Raw genomic sequence first — 18,545 nt, 5'->3', positions numbered from 1 at the left:
ACTAATCAACTACGAATAACTTTATAGTTGATTCTATTCCCATGTATTAATTCAAAAATATTTAATTTAATTTATCCATATTCTCGAGCATAACCTCTGCGATATGAAAATCCACAATAGTATCTATATCAACTGATCTTTCAATGGGCATCCTATGCGCTTTTACTTTATCAGAGTAGAAGATCCCTTTATTTTCAACAAAACTATCTACCTTGAAAGCATAAATGGATCCGTTTAGGCGATAATATTCAGGCAAGTCTTGCGAACGTTTTCCTACGACAGATTCTGGGAAAAAGTGCCCCATTGTCTTGTCCTCAGGTAAGGTGTTTGCCCATAGAGGGCTATGTTCACATGGACAGACAGACACAACACCTTCCGTCTTCTCGTCAAATGACGCAAGTAATTGATCAATATCCTCTGTGCTTCTCAGAGGAGAAGTTGGCTGTAGTAGTACAATATAGCCGAAGCTTTCGTCGATTTGCTCAAGTACATGTAAGATCACACCATTGGTACTAGCAGTGTCACCTGCAAGCTCTTGCGGTCTTAAAAAAGGCACTTCTCCATCATATCTTCGTGCAACTTCCGCAATATCTTCACAATCCGTGCTAATAATAACTCGGTCTATGTACCTTGATTTTTTTGCCGCTTCAATTGACCATGCTATTAATGGTTTGCCACCTAACTGTTTTATATTTTTTCCCGGTAGTCGCTTGCTGCCCCCCCTGGCAGGGATTACAGCAATTACTTTTTTACCATCTAACATTACTCTAGCCCCAGAGACAGTATATCCATCTGCGCACGGTTAAAGTCATCCATACGGCCAATATCAAGCCAATATTCGTGAATTGGGAACATCAATACTTTTTGTCTCTCTTCCATGTGTTGCTCGAGCAACGTAGGCATGTCGATTTTCTGATTCTTTTCTACTGATTGAATCACTCGAGGAGACAAAACATAGATACCAGCGTTAACAAAAAAGCGTTGAACTGGTTTTTCAACCATGCTGGTAATTTGATTACCGTCCCCATTAATAACACCATAAGGAATTTGGTAGTCGTACTCTCGAACACACATTGTTGCATCTGCATCATTTTCCATATGGAAATTTAACAAGCGCTGGAAGTCTACTTTGGTCAACACATCGCCATTGATCATAATTAAAGGTAGATCTCTTGGCATATCTTCAGGTAGTAAGCCGAGAGCACCACCGGTACCCAAAGGAGTCTCTTCGTGTACATATGAAATGCTAACCCCCAAATCAGTACCATCACCAAAGTGTTGGTGAATTTGTTCTGGCATGTAGTGCGTTGAGATGTAAAAGTTGCTAAAACCAGCTTTGATAAAACTCTTGATTACAGTTTCTAGAATAGGTTTATCACCAACTTTTAACATTGGTTTAGGGCAGTTGTCCGTCAGCGGTCGTAAGCGAGTACCAAAACCACCAGCCATAATGAATACTGGGTTCTGATATTTATCTTTACTCAGCGCACTGTGAAGAGTTTCCAAACCTACGACTTTGTTGTCTTGGTCAAGTAACGGAACCGATAGAATTTGCTTTTTTTCCATTAACTCTACAAGATGCTCTTTTGATGCGCCTTGCTCTGCGGTAATTGGCTCAGAATTCATTACCTTGGCAACCGAGTCGGTTAACACCAGATCATTTAATAAGCCACGTCGAATATCACCATCAGTAATCATGCCTAGAAGCTTTTTATCTTGATCAACAACCACAGCGACACGCAATGCTTCGCTGTTGATGATTTCTAATGCCTGCTTGATTGTGCTTGATTCTGATATCAGCGTTTTTTGCCAACAATGACTCATATTCTACCTTTGTTTTCTAAGAATTTGTTTTAATTACTGCTCTAGCAGGATATGCAATGGTATTTTCTTCTAAAGACTTAGTGAGACTAGCACCAGCCCCCACGATAGCGCCACTGCCAATAGATATCCCTTGGGTAACCGTTGAACCAGCTCCAACATAGACACTTTCTTTTGTCTCGACTTGACCACACAACGTTGCTTTAGGAGCAATATGGTTATAAGCACCTATTTTACAATCGTGCTCAACCAAGGCACCCGTGTTGATTATACTATGGCTCCCCACTGTAGCCCCAGTCTGAATCATCGCCATAGGTAAAATCTGAGCACCAATTTCAATTTTAGAAAAAGGTGAAACGAATGCACTGTCAGCGATGACCGTCTCAAACTGATAACCTAATGAGAGAAAGTATTCATTAATTTTTTTCTTAAAGCCGGATTTGGGCATCATTCCAATACCGTTGACCAAAAGAATCTTGTCTTTGTCAAACCTCAGAATATCTTTGTCCTTTTCAAGGATGGAAATTCCTTTAAATACAGAACGTTGACTGACATCTTCAGGGCTTATCACGGCAAGTATGTCTCTTCCCTGCGTAAGCAGTATTTCAGCAAGAACGGAGGCATGACCACCTCCACCAATCATTACAATAGGAAGATTCACCTCATCACTCAATGATCAACTCTCCTGCTTTGTATCCTTTGGTTGCTTTAGTGCCAAGAAGTTCCCAATAGCGATAAGGGGACAAACCAATGCCTGGACGCTTAATTGTGAGGTTAGATTCTGTTAACGCTTCGCCCTTTTCAATATCCTTTGCTGCTACTAAGCTTTTGCGTGCTACGGATTTGTTTTTCACTTCAGAAACTGTAGGAGTTTTTACTCTAGAGCCTAATGCAATCTCAATCTGACGGATGGCTTTTACCATTGCCTCTAGCTCTTGTGGCTCTAGAGAGGCTTTGTGATCTGGACCTTCCATGTTTTTATCTAACGTAAAATGCTTCTCTATAAGAACAGCACCGCGAGCAACAGCCGCAATTGGAATCGTAATTCCTTCACTATGGTCCGAATAGCCTGCCGCCAAGTCAAATGCTCGCCCTAGCGTATCCATTGCTCTTAGGTTGATTTCTTCCATTGGAGCGGGATATTCCGTCGTACAATGAAGAATTGTTACTTTCTCTTTTAGCGCTTTTTGACCAGCTTCTGATGCATAAGCTTCTTGGAAACCTAGCATCGAAGGTTCTGCTTTTTCATCTGTTGTATAACCGAAAGCAATCACTCCAAGAGCTGTCTCAATTTCGGAAAGTGTTGCCATACCTGTTGATACAATAAGATCACAACCAGTACGAGCATGAGCCAATACAAGAGGAGCGTTCGTTAACTCACCGGAAGGCAACTTCAAGCGCGTTAAACCAAGATCATTGACTAAGAAATCTAAACTTTCTAAATCGAAAGCTGTTGATAGAAACTCAATACCAAGCGAACCACAGTATTTGACGAGATCATGGTGGGTCTCGTACGACAGTTCTAAACGGCTTAACATCGCTAACTGAGACTCTTGCTTTTGAGTATTTGTTACTTGATATTCAGCTTGCTTAGCCTCTTCGGTAACTAGGTTTTTTGCTTTAAAAGTTTGGAACTTTACTATATCCGCTCCAGCTTTGTGAGCAGCATCGACCAACGAAAATGCTAGTTCTTCTTGACCGTTATGGTTTACACCCGCTTCGGCAATAATCAAAGTCATTATTGTCTCACTCTACTTTCTTGTTTAAGTCAGGTTCAATGTTTACATCATAAAAAGACTTACAAGGATCAAAATCCAGTCCTTTAATCATCTCTATGACTTGTTTGCTACTATCACCTTGCCCGTAGGGGTTAGCAATATTTTCATCTTCAGCTTTATACTTTCGGCTCACAGCGAGGCCAATCGCGTTACTGATGGATTCTTTCATAGCAGTGGTGTTTAAAACACTTTTTGCGGCCAAGCGTCCTTTTTGTCTAGCCCCTATATTCACTGTAGGGACATCAAAAGCTGGTACTTCAATAATACCACTCGACGAATTACCAATAACTGCAGCCGCATGCTTTACCGAGCTCAAATAACGCACTTGCCCTAGTGATGGGATTGCCAAGACACGTTTTGGTTGACTTGCCGCATAATCTTCTAGCATTGGGATAATGCGTCGACCACCGTCATCTGCGTTAGGGTAAGTTAATATAACTTGATGATCAGGGTATTCATCCAATGCGTCTAAAAGCGATTGAAAGCTTTCCTCTGGAGATTCATCACCCAGAGTAACAGGATGATAAGTAACAACAAAATAAGGTTTTGTGAGCTCAAAACTTAGTGATTCACTCAACTCAGAAACCGTCATAAAAGACGCTCGGTTTAGGTGGTCTAAGCCAATTGCACCAATATTTCTTACACGGGCTGGTGATTCACCAAGTTGAATCACTCGGTTTCGGTATTCGTCTGTCGATGTACCATGTAGGTAACTCAACTTGGTAATCGCATGACGAATTGCATCGTCATAAGCACCTTCTGTTATTTCACCACCATGAAGATGAATGATCGGAATACGAAGTATCATAGCCGTTTGCGCAGCAGCGAGCGCCTCAAAGCGATCCCCAAGAATGACAAGAACATCTGGCGCTAGTCGCGACAAGGCATCGGCAAACCCTAAGACACCCAACCCCATACTTTTCGCTGTACCTACAGCGGAATCAGAAGACAACAAAATCTCTATTTTCTCATCGATATTGAAGCCATCTTTTTCAATTTGTTTGTAAGTATCACCGAATTCCGGTGATAGGTGCATACCAGAAACAAGCAATTGAAGTGTTAGGTCAGGATCGCTTTGTATGTCCTTTAAAAGCCAAAAGAGCAGACCATACTCTGCTCTTGTACCAGTAAAGACCGCAACCTTTTTATGTGTCTGCGTCATGTATGTATTAAACCTACTTAGCCTTTGATTTCCACTGGGGTACTTGGAAGATTGATTAGGTGCGCCTCAATAAACTCTGAGTAAGTTAGATCACCACGTATTGCATTCTCAAACATGGGTAATCTGTGCATGAGCTGCCAAATCGGTCGAGTCATCACGCCTGAACCATTTGTGCCTTTAAGTACCTCTTCGCGACTTTCTTTATCCGGACAAATGATTGCATTTAACCAATAGTTTGACTTCGCATACCCAGGCTCAGTGACAAAGTTAAAATCTGTACCTTTGAAGAAGTTTTTATAGCGTTCTGCAAGCAATCTCTTTTGCTTCAAATACTGCTCGATAACTTCCATCTGTGCACATCCCAGAGCAGCATTCAGGTTAGGCATGCGGTAGTTAAAGCCAGGTTCATCATGGAAGAACTCATACGGATGAGGAACTTTTGCTGTCGTCGTGACATGCTTAGTACGCGCACCTAATCCTTGAGTCTTACATAACACCATGCCACCACCGCCTGTGGTGATGATCTTGTTGCCATTGAAGCTGACAGCACCAAAATCACCAATAGTACCGGTGTGTTTGCCCTTATAGAACGAGCCTAGGCTTTCTGCGGCATCTTCAACCAACGTGATGTTCCATTTCAAGCAAACGGCAACCAGTTCATCAAGCTCTACAGGGTGACCAAACGTGTGCATTGGTACAACGGCTTTGATTCTTCTACCTGTTTTTTTATGAATACACCCCGTGTCTGTGACTTCAGCATTCTCTTCTAAAAATGCATCCACAGCCTTAGGACAGAGCCCCAAACTCACCGGTGAAACATCAACAAAAACCGGCTCAGCTCCCATATGATAAAGAGCATTACAGGTCGCAACGAACGTCAGTGCTTGCGTGATGACCAGATCGCCTCTTTGAACATCAGCCATGTACAATGCCGCATGCAATGCTGCTGTTCCATTCACAGTCGCTACAGCTTTAGTCGTACCGGTGTAAGCTTCAATTTTTCTCTCAAAATCATCAACAAACTTACCGACGCTAGAAACAAATGTACTTTCAATCGTTTCTATTACGTACGCTTTTTCGTTGCCATCAAACGTTGGTGCATGTAAGGGAATAAATTCGTCTGTTTTGTAAGTATCTCTCACAAATTCAACAATAGATGTCGCTTTCATCGAATGCTCCACTTACATCTTGCTATCGAGGTATTTACCCGTTTCTTTGTGCCCAAAATCAGGGATCATGGTAAAGAACAGTTTCACAATCTGCTCTTTAGTCCAAGCTCGCTCACCTTTCATCTCAGAGATGCTGCTTTCAAACAAAGTAAGAAGCTCTTGCTCATAAAGAGGTTCATTTTTGATGATGCCCAGATTTTCGAATCGAGACATATCTAGCTCTTCTTTATCTGTGAAAAACTCTTCAAAATCTTTCTCGCCAGTAGTATCACTCGTCGTGAACAAGCATGGCCATTTCCCTTGCTCTGGAAGCGTATGTGCAAGTTGGCGAGCTTCTTCTTCTGTTTCACATAGGTGGGGTTCAAAACCAAGTTGCTCTAGGTATTTCACCGCAATATCTGCAAACGAAATAAGGTGCAGAGCTTCACTCAGTTTCGGGAAGAAAATGTCACGATTTTCACCAAAGACACAAGACATTAAACATAGTTCACCCGACTCTTGAGGAGTAACAAAATAACGCTTGATGTCGTTTGGTGCCACGATAGGTTGGCGCTTTTGGATACGTTGGTTAAATCCGTGTAGCAGCGAACCATCAGAGAATGCAACATTTGCAAAGCGAGCTGTTGAGATTGCCATTTGCTCACTTTTACGCATTAGGAACATTTCCATAATACGTTTTGACGCACCCATCATATTGACAGGGTTTGCAGCTTTGTCAGTTGAAACACAGAAGTACTTTTTCGCACCCGCATTAATAGACTGTTGGATCGTTTTATCGGTATTAAAAACGTTTACATCAATCATACGCATCAATGTATAAGGATCTTTTTCGCTTCTAACATGCTTAAGCGCAGATAGGTTCAACACATAATCAAACTTACCATCGGCTTCAATGAATGCATCGTACTCTAAAGAACCAATGTCCAGAGCAAATGTTTGGAAGTCACCATCAATATAACCAAATGAGCTACGGATATCTCGAACAAGCTCCACCATATTGTTTTCGCTAATATCAACAACATGTAGCTTCTTAGGATTACGTTTGAAGATTTCTTTAGTTACAGCTTGTCCAATTGAGCCTGCACCACCCAAAACAAGGAAACTTGACTCGGAAACAATGCGTGACAGTTCTACTTCATGGTTTTCAATATCTTTTGTGAATAAGGCTTCGGTACGACCGATTAAAGGCAAAATAGCGTTCATTACCAAATCCCCTTGGTGTCTACTAAGTATGGTGAGTCTATTGACTCAACTTTAAATTCTTTATGGTCAACAAGCATTACATGAATATCTGCCGTCGACTTTGCAGCGTCAAAGCCCTGAAGTTCAACTTGCTCCAATGAACTTGGTAACTGATGAATATTAGGTTCAACTGCAATTACATTCCCCGCATGGAAAGAAGCAATTTCTTTTACAATCTGCATTGCAGGGCTTTCACGTAAGTCATCGATGTCAGGCTTAAAAGCTAAGCCGTAGCAAGCGATTGTAACGTCTTTGGCTGTTTTATCAGCATGCTCTTGCAGAAAGTCTGCAAGAGCCATTTTAGTTTTACCTACAACCCAACTAGGCTTGCTGTCGTTAACTTTACGTGCGGTATGAATAATCTGAGCTTCTTCCGGAGTTTTTGAAACGATAAACCAAGGGTCAACGGCGATACAATGTCCCCCCACCCCCGGGCCAGGTTGAAGTATGTTCACGCGTGGATGACGGTTTGCTAATGCAATTAGCTCCCAGACATTGATATCTAACTTATCACAGATAACAGAAAGCTCATTTGCAAATGCAATTTGAACGTCACGAGAGCTGTTTTCGGTCAACTTTGCCATTTCAGCAGTGCGCGCATTAGTGATAACACATTCACCTTGAACAAATGTTTGGTACAACTCAACAGATCGCTGCGAACATTTGGGTGTTAGGCCGCCAATTACACGGTCATTTTCAACCAATTCTCGAACGACATGACCTGGCAACACACGCTCTGGGCAATGCGCAATGTTAATGTCAGCGTTTTCGCCATGAGTTTGAGGAAAAGTAAGGTCTGAACGTGCTTGAGATAACCAATCAGCCATCTGTTCCGTAGCTCCCACTGGTGAAGTCGATTCTAATATAACTAGATCTCCTTTCTTTAGGACAGGCGCAATTGCTTTACTCGCTGCTTCAATGTAAGAAAGGTCAGGTGCTGGAACGTCACCCTCTTTACAAGGTAAGAAGGGAGTTGGAACAGCAATAAGAAATGCATCTGCAGCTTCTGGAGTTGTTACTGCTTTTAGGTAGCCTTCTTTGACAGCGGCATTTACGATCATATCGAGCTCAGGCTCAACGATATGAATTTTACCTTGATTGATAGTGTCTACAGCATGTTGGTTAACATCAACACCAACAACCTTTTTCTTGCGTGATGCGAACATTGCTGCTGTTGGCAGACCAATGTAGCCCAACCCCACAACTGATACTGTTTCAAAAGACATATATACTTCTCGTTAAATTAAATTATTTTGCTAAAACATCTAGAATTCGTTGACATGCTTTTCCATCACCGTAAGGGTTATGTGCGAAGCTCATTTCCTTATACGCTTGCTCGTCTTGAAGCAAAGTTGTTAAACCCGTAACGATTCGATCTACATTGGTACCAACCAATTTGACCGTGCCTGCCTCTACAGCTTCTGGGCGCTCTGTTGTATCTCTCATCACTAATACGGGCTTACCTAAAGAAGGCGCTTCTTCTTGAATACCGCCCGAGTCGGTTAGAATAATATGAGATCTATTCATTAAGTAAATGAATGGTAAGTACTGTTGAGGCTCAATCAGATGTATATTGCTTATTCCCGCAAGAATTCGGTTTACAGGTTCACGTACATTAGGATTCAAGTGCATTGGATAAACGATTTGAGCTTCTGGGTGCTTTTGCGCAGTGTAGGCTAGCGCCTCACAAATACGCTCAAAACCACCACCAAAGCTTTCTCTTCTGTGTCCTGTAACGAGTACTAACTTTTTATCTTCACGGAGAAATGGGAATTGTTCAGACAGGCTATGTTGAAGAGTCTCATCATGATCGATTTTTTCTTTGATCAACAAAAGAGCATCAATAACAGTGTTACCCGTCACCGAGATACTCTCTTTCTTAAAGTTTTCTTTCAACAAGTTGTTTTGTGAGGTCTCTGTAGGCGCAAAGTGATATTGCGTAAGCGCCCCCGTTAACTTTCTATTTGCTTCTTCTGGCCATGGTGAGTAGATATTTCCGGTTCTTAAACCTGCCTCTACATGACCAACAGGAACTTGCTCGTAGTACGCTGCTAGACTAGCAGCAAACGTTGTTGCTGTATCGCCATGTACTAAAACTACATCAGGTTTAAACTCTTGTAATACTGATTTGAGCTCTAACAAGATTCGTGCGGTCACATCATTTAAAGATTGCCCTGCTTTCATCAAATTTAGGTCATAATCTGGCTTAATTTCAAATAGTTCAAGCACCTGGTCTAGCATCTCTCGATGTTGAGCTGTTACACAGCATTTTGCTTCAAATCGTTCATCAGAAGATAAAGCGTGAACCAAAGGGGCCATCTTTATTGCTTCTGGTCGGGTACCAAATACCGTAAGTACTCTTTTCTTTGTCATCATTACTGACCTAATGTAAAACTTGAATAATAATTTTCATGGGCACGTGAATATTGTTCACGTCCCCTTTAAGTTGTATTTTTCTGCGCTTAACTCAGCGATGTTTCACTAGACTCCAATCGGTCTCTTTTTTTTAAAACGAAGCGGATTAGTACAATCATAATACCAAAAACAGCGCCAAGCAGCGTCCCTGCAATACAGATAAGAGCTCTCTTAGGCGAAGCTTTTTCTTCTGGAACCACCGCAGGATCGATTACTTTAAATACGAATTCTTCTTGAGCTTCTGCAAGCATTAAGTTCTTCGTTTGCTCTTCAATTAGCTTATAAAAGGCTGACTGCATATCAGCAACCGCTGTTTTCTGAAGCTGTTTACTCAAATAAGTTAGGTTTTTATTAGTATCTTGAATTGTACGCTCACGCATTACTTGATTAATATCTTCAATCAGCCAATTCACCCACTGCTGAGCTACATACGGTGAATAGTGGCTCACAGATAGCCTAAATAGTCCAGATTCTTTATCAGGCTCAATACTCAAAACATCTGTGACGAATAAGCGGTAGGCTTCTTGAGCTGTAGGCTCTGCACCTCTTAGGCCTTGAGGCTTTCTCAACCAAACTTGCTTATCTTTATCGTAAAGTTCATCGTCTAATATCAATTTGTTTCCCCCAATATCCCAACCTTTACTACCCATGAGAGGCACTAGAATGTCATGCTTCTGTACAAAGGATTCAATAAATTGACGAGACTTTATGACTTGAATAGCTAAATCAGTTTGGTTGCTCTGGCTTGGTAAACTAACTCCTGCAAGTGATGCCAATCCACCTAGCTGGCCAGAAACTGCCGCTAATCCACTAGCATTAGAGTTTTGAGCTGGGGATAGAAGAGCATCAGCCCTGTAGATGTTCGGCTTTGACAACGCAAATGCCACAGCAACAGAGGCAAAAATGACCGTAGTAAGAATAATGACCCACTTCCCTCGCCAAAATGCAGAAAGTAGTTCACGTAGATCTATTTCATCTTCGGCAGGAACATGTGTATAAGGATATGGGGGCAGGTTTGGGTATTGCTCAGATTTCATTTCACTTTATCCCAGTCAATTAGCTTCTTGCTTATTGATTAAATACAGATTTATACAAACTATATACGCGAGCCAAGGTTACCCTAGACTCGCGTATGTTGTTATTGCAATGCGTTAATTGCCACACCAGTTTGATATAGGATCTGCGTTGCTGCAGTCCATGTACTCAAGGCATCACGGTAATCGGTATCGATTGGAACTACAATTGTATCACCGGCTTTTAACCCTTCTTTATTGTTTCCGAACCAATAGCCTGATGAAGGCTTGTAAACAGAACCATCCGCACGTACTACAAAAATGCGATCTTCATCCGCTTGCTTTTTAGCGCCTCCGGCTTTGTTCAGATAATCATCGACGTCAAGTTTGTTGTCTAACAAGTAGGTAATTGGAACCTGAACTTCACCCATTATTGATACAGTGTTTCGGAAAGTCGGAACAAAGAGGAAGTCACCGTCCTCGAGCATAAAGTCTGCTGAGCGCTCCCCCTTCAAGATACGATTTAACTGCACAACCATACGACCAAGAGCTTTGCTGCGACTTGCTTCCTCAACAAATGCTAGTGTTTTTTCTGGATCTGAAATTACAGAACCTATATTACTATCGGCTCGGAACGTCTTCTTCGCTGTTTCTTTTCGCATATCTGCGGCGTATTGGTTTAAAAGCTTCTGCTCTTGTAAACGCAATGCTTCACGAGTAAATATTGCACCTTGAGGGTGTGCAAATTCGGTCAATCCTCCTGCACGCTCCAAAAGCTCACTCAATGTCTCCCCCTGACGGGTCGTGTAAGTTCCTGGGAAGCGAACTTCACCTTGTAAAGTGACTGTGCTTTGTAGCTTCACATTTGGCTTTTCGAGGATGTTCAAACGATCTCGACCTACGATAATTGCATCGTCTGAAGCATTGCCTTGGATTGCTTTACGCAAATCAATACGTTCAACATCAATGTATGCACGTTCATCTGCACTGTTAATCGCGGTTCGTGCTAGTTCTGCATTGATTGTGAATGCGTTGTAAGTCAAACCACCAGCAGCTTCAATCAGCGTTGATACCGTCATTCTTGGTGTAATTGGGTACCGACCTGGGTGCTTCACTTCACCAAATACTTCAGCAATTTGAGGGGCTAAACCTAAACGAGACTGTTGTTGGAGCTGCAGCAATACGGGGGCAAGTAAAGTGCGACGAGTATTCTGCTTCAGCTTTTCAAAGTCTTCCTCTGTAATCTCTTTACCGCGGAAAATGATTTTTCTTTCTTCTTTTTCTTGCTGGTTCCAGCCAACATGATTCTGTTGGTTATTAAAATTAGTTTGTTGCTGATTATTGCTAGTCATCGCATTGTTGCCTGCGATTACCGAACCTGCTGGGTTATTAACCATTGCAACCGACGAGCTCATCTGTTGCTGTTCTTTCTGTTGCTCCATCTCCGCTTGTTTTTGGGCTTGCTCGAGTGTTTTAGCTTTTGTAATTTCTTCATCGTTAGCGAGTGTATCTAAATCTTCGTTATTGAAACGGTTGAAGACTAGAACTCGGTCACGAGAACGCAGAGACATATTGTCTTTGCTGTTAGGAGATAAAATCGCATTCGCGAGATTGATCTGAAATACTTCGATATCACGTTGAGTATTTACTTCTCGAACAACAACGGCGTAGTTAACATCAGCAGTCGCATTGAATGCGGAGTCAACAGATTTAAACAAATCAGCGATACGTAGATTTTGATGCCACTCTACATACCCAGGGTGTCTGACATCCCCTTCAATTTGAACATATCGAGTAAGCTCTTCGCTTTTTTTCAAGACTTTAATAGCATCGCCATTTTTTACTTTGCTTTGCTTATCTTGACTCTTACTAAAATCGAGAGTGACCGCTTCACGAGTCCCATGCGTTGCATAACGTTTGATTTCTAACTGTTCTTTATACGCATTGGCAGTAAAACCACCTGCTATTTGAATAAGTTGTTGGTAAGTTTCACCCGGCTTAACCTCGTAGATTGCAGGACGGTTAATCTCGCCTTCTATAGACACAGTCTCTTTAACAGAGCCGATTAAAACAACATCATCTGGAAGTAAGCGCACATCATCACTCGCATCACCTTTTAGTAACAGATCATACATGTCCAACTTACGAATAATTTTTCCGTCACGTTTTAGCTGAATATCACGTAGTGCCCCACTTTCACCAAAGCCACCGCTGTAGTAGATAGCCTGTGATATTGTCGTTAATGCGCTAACCGTGTACGCGCCTGGCTTATATGCATCCCCCATGACAAATACTTGCATGGTGCGTAATTCACCTAATGAGATATCACTACGAACACCTATCATTTGCTCTTTTACACGTTGTGTTAGAGAGTCTCTAACATCGGAAAAGTGCATACCGGCAACATTTAAAGGCCCAAGAGAAGGAAAGTTGATTATTCCTGCGCGATTTACACGTAAGCGATGTGTTTCGTTCTCCTTACCAAACAACTGCACGATGATTTCATCACCTGCACCTACAGTGTAATTCGCTGGAACTGGAACATCACTGATCGGAGCAAAGGTGCTTGGAGAGCCGGCAAAGAGTTCAAGACCAAAGCGTTGTAATTCATCATCCTCTTTCTTGGCATCCCACATTTTTTCTAGTTCAGTAGAACTCGCCCCACTTGATTGAGGCCGAGGTTGCATGACTTGCGGATTTGAGTATGACGTAGACTGGGAGGATGAACCAGAAGGGATACTAAAGCCATACTTACTCGCCAGTGCTTGCTGCTGGTCTGCCGGTAAGTTCTGAAACATTTTTATTTGTTCTGGAGTAGGTGTTTGCGCAGTCGAGTAAGACGCAAACATGCTTGCCAAGACACAAACGGCAATGGAGAGATATCCTTTAAACATGATATGCCACTATAATAATTGAATAAAAGGCCCTAAAGCTCAAATTTGAGCTTTAGGTATTTAAATTAGAATCTGTGCTGGAAACCCAGTGTAATCGAGTTAAGCCGAACTTGATCTTCTGAAACGTTATCAACGAACTCAAACACAACTGCGTTCTGCTTGTTCAAAGCGTAATGCATACCTAACCCAAAACTGAATCCTTGCTCTTTGTAAGAGCCTACATTTTGTAGGTCAAGTTGAACGCTCGAGTACCCTACTAAACCGTAAAGTGCAACTCGCTCTGAAACAGGCATGTTTAGCTTAAAAAATCCACTTATCGCACTATCAACAGCAAGCCCACTGTCACGTTGAACTGATGTCCCATAACGTCCTTCGAGACCAATGTAGTCATTAAAAAAGTACCCAGCTTGCGCACTAAGAAGGAAAGGACTCCCCTCTTTTACGGACTCAGAAGACGAGCTTTTCAATTCTGCATTTGAGTAGCTCACTAACGCACCAGCATAAAAATCGGCTGACGCTGAAAAAGAACTCAGGCTTAAGCCCAGTACACTAAGTATTCCTAAACAATGCTGCTTTCTTATCACGTAAAAGTTCCTAGTACTGGTAGTAATATGGCCTGTCAAAGCAACGTTAAGTTTGCTATGCAGGTGATTAAACACTGAAGAATTGCCACGCTACCGCCCTGAGGCATTTAGCGTAAGCCGCTGTATCGCTTTCTATAAGATATGAGTAAAAGCGGCCTATCACTCCAAACCCCTAATACTGGAGAAAATAGGCCGACAAATTATGCACTTTTGATAGTTTATCAGCAAGCAAGCGAACAAGATAACGGCGCAATGTCACGCTGGTGTTAGAAATGAGATAGAAAACCAAGGCAAGATAAGAAACTATTTACATGCTAAGGCTTTTTTATCTAAAATGTAGTTTGGAGCGTTTTTTATGCTACCAAACATCGATGTTTTTATACCGGATATACAAGGATTAATAATGAAGAATACAGCTCTAGCTATTCTTATGGCTCTAAGCGCATCAACTGCATTTGCAGCAGAAGAAGCAGGTTCGACAAGTGCAGCTTCTGCATCTGCAACAGGCACAACAGCTGTAGCAGTAGGTGCAGCGGCAGCAGTAACTGTAGTAGCAGTTGCAGCTTCAGATAGCGACTCAACATCTACTTCAACATCTACTTCTACTTCTACTTCTACAAACTAATTTCGTTTTGTAGATAGAAGATAATCGCCCTGAATGACTCAGGGCGATTTTATTTGTAAGAGGGAATAATGAATATCTTCCGAACGTCTAAATGGATACGCCCACTTCTCACTCTTCCGCTATTCGCCTTACTCTTTGGTTGTACACAAAAGTTCAATGATGTATCAGCCACAGTCCAAGAAGCGTACGGTAACTACATCGATGTAGAGATGACCCCAGAAGAAATAAATGCCGTTCCTTATGCCAGTGCCTATTTAAAACTTGGGAATCAAAAACAGGTATTTGTTGTTTTAGCTTTTGCAGAGCGAAATCCTCTCAATGGAAAAATACAACTGAAATGGGTAAGTGCTGACAAAGCTATGATCGTTACGGAGAATGGCCATATAGTCAAAACGATAGGTCTACAGAATGGGGACTTAGCCGGTGTTTACGGTGATGTGCCAGATTTTTCTTTAGATTCAACCTCTGTCAACTACGCACTCTCATACGATTGGGCAACACAATACCGTTATGGTTTCCCAGCAAATATAACGCGTTCTTACTCAGGCCAAGAAACGTTAACAACTCCTATTTCCAGTACCATGACCAACGTATATAAAGAAGCCGTTGATTTTAGTAGCCTTTCTCAATCGGTCGAAAACTATTATTGGATAGATGAGCAAGGTCAGGTTATCAAAACCTTACAATACTTAGGTCCGAATATGATTCCGGTTGAGTTAACCATTTTGAAGGGATATAGCAAATCATGAGCAAGCGACTACTAACGTTACTAGGTTTGGTCATGCCACTTTTGAGCATACATAGCTTCGCTCAAACAGAAACCTCTACTATACAGCAATTAAATGTTGAGTTACTGGAAGTAGGCAAACAGCTACAATTCCAGGGGCCTGCTCGTTTAGAAAGCGTCTTAACACTTGCTAAAGAGCAAAGCGTCTCACTGCAATATTCTCTTGGTACAACTTTGTTTGATAAATCGGAACGCGCCGAAAAAAACGCTACCGCTTTAAAGAACTCAGTACTCAATCAAATGATTCAACACAACTTGGTTGCACATCCATTCTACAAATTCATTCAGAAGCAAAGCTTTGCACCACGCTTACTGTCTGCGATCGATGTTGATAAAGTTCGACTAAATAAATTCGACAACCCACTGTTGCGCGGCAATTACGTGCTCGCAAGCCCTCTGCGCGAAGAAAAAGTGTACTTCCTGGGAAACGTAAATAGCGTGTATTCCATTACGGAGCAGGCAGGCATCCCTTTGCAGAGGCAAATAGAGAATTTGAAAAGTAACATTGGTACGTTATCAACACCACCAGTGTTGATCTACCCAGATGGTCATGTAGTTAAGCCGCATCACGGAGCCTGGTTAACAACACAATATTACTTACCACCTCTGACCTTGGTATATGTACCTTTTGGTGATCTTGAACGGTCTGAAATGGATCAAGATATTATCCTCCTACTCACTCAACTGATACCAAATGCTACAAAGAGACCGTAATGATGCCAATTAGAAAAAGCTTAACCCTTTATTTAATGGGCCCAGCATTGGTTTGGGCTCAAGAGATGCCGTTTGAGGCTCCTCCTTTACGACCATCCCAAACAGACTTCGGTGGCGTTGGTTTAATGCAAATGCCAACCGGACGTATGGCCCCTGAAGGGGAATTCAACTTTTCTGTTACAGGGAGTGATGAGTACCTCTTTTACAATGCTACGGTACAGGTAATGCCCTGGGCTGAAGCGACTATTAGATATACAATTGTCGATGGACTTCCATACTGTACTGATCCACGATTTTGTGGGGATAACGAATACACAGATAAAGGTATTGATTTTAAATTTAGGCTTCTAGAAGAAAGTCAATATGTACCTGAAGTGTCCTTTGGTGTTAGAGATTTTGCAGGTACTGGCCTTTTTGACTCTGAGTATTTTGCAGCAACCAAACAGTACGCCAACAGAAGTTTAGGGACATTTGATTTTACGATCGGTATAGGTTGGGGCTCTTTAGGTACTAGAGGAAACATTACCAATCCAGCATGTAAAATCTCTGATCGATTTTGTTCTCGTCCAGGTGATTATCAACTAACAGGTGGCACAACAAACACTGACCGTTTTTTCAAAGGCCCGGCAGCCCTCTTTGGGGGTATTGAATATCAGACTTTACATGCACCGCTACGCTTTAAAATAGAGTATGACAGTAATGACTACAGCGAAGACTTTCCTGTTGTTCAAGGCGGTATCGACATGACACCACACACACCATGGAACTTTGGTGTGCTCTACCGTCTAGGAATGGCCGATTTTCGTTTAAGTTATGAACGCGGAGACACTTTGGTCGCAGGTTTAACGCTCAACACTAACTTCAATGACATGCCATCATTCTGGCGAGATGAGCCTACACCAGAAGTCGAAGATAACCAACCAGAAGAACTGTCTGATGTTGACTGGGAACGTGTAACGGAAGATTTAGACAAAATTGCGGGTTACCAAAACACACGCATTTATGTTGATGACAACACCGTAACTGTCGTTGGTGAACAGAAGAAATATCGTGACCGTACAGAGGCACATGAAAAAGCGGCGGCTGTACTTCATAATGAAATGCCTGACGATATTGATACCTATGCTATCAACGAACGTAGCCGAGGCTTAGTCGGCGAACAAACGATTATTTCCAAGGAGAAATATCGCGACTTTGCCCAAGTTAATTACATCAATCCCAAAATAGAAGACGCAACCGAAAAAGCTAGCAATAAGCCAAGTGGAGAATCTGTCTATGATGGTTTTGAGCGTTTTGATTGGGGCTTTGCACCTAAACTTGTTCAAACTCTAGGTAACGCAGAAGACTTCTATCTCTTTAGTGTAGGGCTAAGCGGTAATGCCTCATACTGGCTGACGGACAATCTTGAAATTGGCGGTTCGTTATACTGGGATTGGTATAACAACTACGATAAGTTTAATTATGTCACTCCACCCGATGGTACTACCGTTCCCCGGGTTCGCACCATGTTCCGTGCTTACCAAAATGAACACGCTGTGACCATGTCAAACCTACAGTTGACTTGGTTCCAAGAGTATTCCGATACCATGGATCAACAATTCTACGCGGGTTATCTGGAGAGCATGTTTGCTGGAGTCGGTACCGAGTTTCTTTACCGTCCACAAGGAGCTAACTGGGCGATTGGCGCTGACGTCAACGTAATTTCTCAACGTGATCCACAAAGTTACTTCGGTGTTTACGATGAGAAATGGCAAAACGTGCCAGAATATGGACGTCCGTTCCAAGTTATTGATAAAGGCTTCACTGGTTTTGTATCTGGTTACTACTACCCTCAATGGGAATTCCTACAAGATTTGATGATCCAAGTCGATGTTGGTCAGTTCCTAGCTGGTGATGTTGGTACACAAATCAATGTTTCTAAGCAGTTCAAGAGTGGCGTAATTGCTGGTGCCTTTGCGTCATTTACAGACTTGTCTGCGGATGAATTTGGTGAAGGTAGCTTTACCAAAGGTTTCTACTTGTCGATTCCATTTGACATCATGACCGTTAAGCCAAGCAACAATCGTGCGAACTTTAGTTGGCAGCCTCTTACTCGTGACGGAGGACAGAAACTCGGACGTAAATACAGCTTGATTGAGTTGACCGACGAGCGAAATCCTTGGTATCAAAGGCCTAACCGTTCGGATGTGGAATAATAAAGTAATCAAGGGAGCTGCGGCTCCCTTTTTCATATCTAGATACTGAGTCATAGAAGACTCAAACCTATCTTCCTGCTTCCAATAGCGCTACTTTTCGTTTCTTGCTAGAATTCCTGAGAAAATTTTAATCTATGGTGGAAGTT

16 protein-coding genes are annotated in these 18,545 nt (G+C 42.1%); 4 read left to right on the top strand and 12 right to left on the bottom strand.

Annotated features, from left to right (window positions below):
- Positions 1-61: 61 nt before the first annotated feature.
- From KJB35_RS11080 to KJB35_RS11025, 12 genes are all read right to left on the bottom strand, one after another.
- Positions 62-763 carry a cytidylyltransferase domain-containing protein gene (locus KJB35_RS11080; protein ID WP_085569709.1) on the bottom strand — a complete coding sequence of 234 codons (702 nt, stop codon included), beginning with the start codon at positions 761-763 and terminating at the stop codon, positions 62-64.
- A complete protein-coding gene (locus KJB35_RS11075; protein WP_054574214.1) occupies positions 763-1,824 on the bottom strand; it encodes a nucleotidyltransferase family protein in 1,062 nt (353 codons plus the stop codon). The genes KJB35_RS11080 and KJB35_RS11075 overlap by 1 nt, the downstream gene beginning before the upstream one ends.
- Positions 1,825-1,840: 16 nt before the next feature.
- A complete protein-coding gene (locus tag KJB35_RS11070; protein WP_213885619.1) occupies positions 1,841-2,494 on the bottom strand; it encodes an acetyltransferase in 654 nt (217 codons plus the stop codon).
- Positions 2,487-3,560: an N-acetylneuraminate synthase gene (neuB, locus tag KJB35_RS11065; protein ID WP_054574212.1), complete on the bottom strand. Its 1,074-nt coding sequence runs from the start codon at positions 3,558-3,560 to the stop codon at positions 2,487-2,489. The genes KJB35_RS11070 and neuB overlap by 8 nt, the downstream gene beginning before the upstream one ends.
- A 7-nt stretch (positions 3,561-3,567) precedes the next feature.
- Entirely contained in the window at positions 3,568-4,761 is a 1,194-nt protein-coding gene (gene neuC, locus KJB35_RS11060; RefSeq protein WP_054574211.1) for a UDP-N-acetylglucosamine 2-epimerase, read from the bottom strand.
- Between the two features lie 17 nt (positions 4,762-4,778).
- Positions 4,779-5,930, bottom strand: coding sequence for a LegC family aminotransferase (locus tag KJB35_RS11055; protein ID WP_213907977.1), 1,152 nt, complete (start codon positions 5,928-5,930; stop codon positions 4,779-4,781).
- A 12-nt stretch (positions 5,931-5,942) separates the two neighbouring features.
- Positions 5,943-7,133: a UDP-N-acetylglucosamine 4,6-dehydratase gene (locus KJB35_RS11050; RefSeq protein WP_085569712.1), complete on the bottom strand. Its 1,191-nt coding sequence runs from the start codon at positions 7,131-7,133 to the stop codon at positions 5,943-5,945.
- Positions 7,133-8,398 carry a UDP-N-acetyl-D-mannosamine dehydrogenase gene (gene wecC / locus KJB35_RS11045; protein ID WP_054574208.1) on the bottom strand — a complete coding sequence of 422 codons (1,266 nt, stop codon included), beginning with the start codon at positions 8,396-8,398 and terminating at the stop codon, positions 7,133-7,135. The genes KJB35_RS11050 and wecC overlap by 1 nt, the downstream gene beginning before the upstream one ends.
- Before the next feature lie 22 nt (positions 8,399-8,420).
- Complete coding sequence (gene wecB / locus KJB35_RS11040; protein WP_054574207.1) at positions 8,421-9,545, bottom strand: non-hydrolyzing UDP-N-acetylglucosamine 2-epimerase; 1,125 nt, start codon at positions 9,543-9,545, stop codon at positions 8,421-8,423.
- 89 nt (positions 9,546-9,634) lie between these two features.
- On the bottom strand, positions 9,635-10,624 hold the full coding sequence (locus KJB35_RS11035; RefSeq protein ID WP_054574206.1) for a Wzz/FepE/Etk N-terminal domain-containing protein: 990 nt from the start codon (positions 10,622-10,624) through the stop codon (positions 9,635-9,637).
- Positions 10,625-10,725: 101 nt separating this feature from the next.
- Positions 10,726-13,494 (bottom strand): SLBB domain-containing protein, encoded by a 2,769-nt coding sequence (locus KJB35_RS11030; protein WP_054574205.1) that lies wholly within the window; start codon positions 13,492-13,494, stop codon positions 10,726-10,728.
- A 65-nt stretch (positions 13,495-13,559) separates the two neighbouring features.
- Positions 13,560-14,078, bottom strand: coding sequence for an outer membrane beta-barrel protein (locus KJB35_RS11025; RefSeq protein ID WP_213907976.1), 519 nt, complete (start codon positions 14,076-14,078; stop codon positions 13,560-13,562).
- A gap of 403 nt (positions 14,079-14,481) precedes the next feature.
- Between KJB35_RS11025 and KJB35_RS11020 the strand changes: the two genes are divergently transcribed.
- The 4 genes from KJB35_RS11020 to KJB35_RS11005 all read left to right on the top strand — a co-directional run bounded on the left by KJB35_RS11020 (position 14,482) and on the right by KJB35_RS11005 (position 18,399).
- Positions 14,482-14,703 (top strand): hypothetical protein, encoded by a 222-nt coding sequence (locus tag KJB35_RS11020; protein ID WP_054574203.1) that lies wholly within the window; start codon positions 14,482-14,484, stop codon positions 14,701-14,703.
- 68 nt (positions 14,704-14,771) lie between these two features.
- On the top strand, positions 14,772-15,452 hold the full coding sequence (locus KJB35_RS11015) for a YjbF family lipoprotein (RefSeq protein ID WP_054574202.1): 681 nt from the start codon (positions 14,772-14,774) through the stop codon (positions 15,450-15,452).
- On the top strand, positions 15,449-16,204 hold the full coding sequence (locus tag KJB35_RS11010) for a capsule biosynthesis GfcC family protein (protein ID WP_054574201.1): 756 nt from the start codon (positions 15,449-15,451) through the stop codon (positions 16,202-16,204). Before KJB35_RS11015 ends, KJB35_RS11010 begins: the two co-directional genes overlap by 4 nt.
- On the top strand, positions 16,204-18,399 hold the full coding sequence (locus tag KJB35_RS11005) for a YjbH domain-containing protein (RefSeq protein WP_085569714.1): 2,196 nt from the start codon (positions 16,204-16,206) through the stop codon (positions 18,397-18,399). The genes KJB35_RS11010 and KJB35_RS11005 overlap by 1 nt, the downstream gene beginning before the upstream one ends.
- Positions 18,400-18,545: the final 146 nt, after the last annotated feature.

Source organism: Vibrio sp. D431a, from assembly GCF_030248655.1.
Classification (GTDB): Bacteria; Pseudomonadota; Gammaproteobacteria; order Enterobacterales; family Vibrionaceae; genus Vibrio; species Vibrio alginolyticus.
This window is presented reverse-complemented; position numbering and strand designations above follow the sequence as displayed.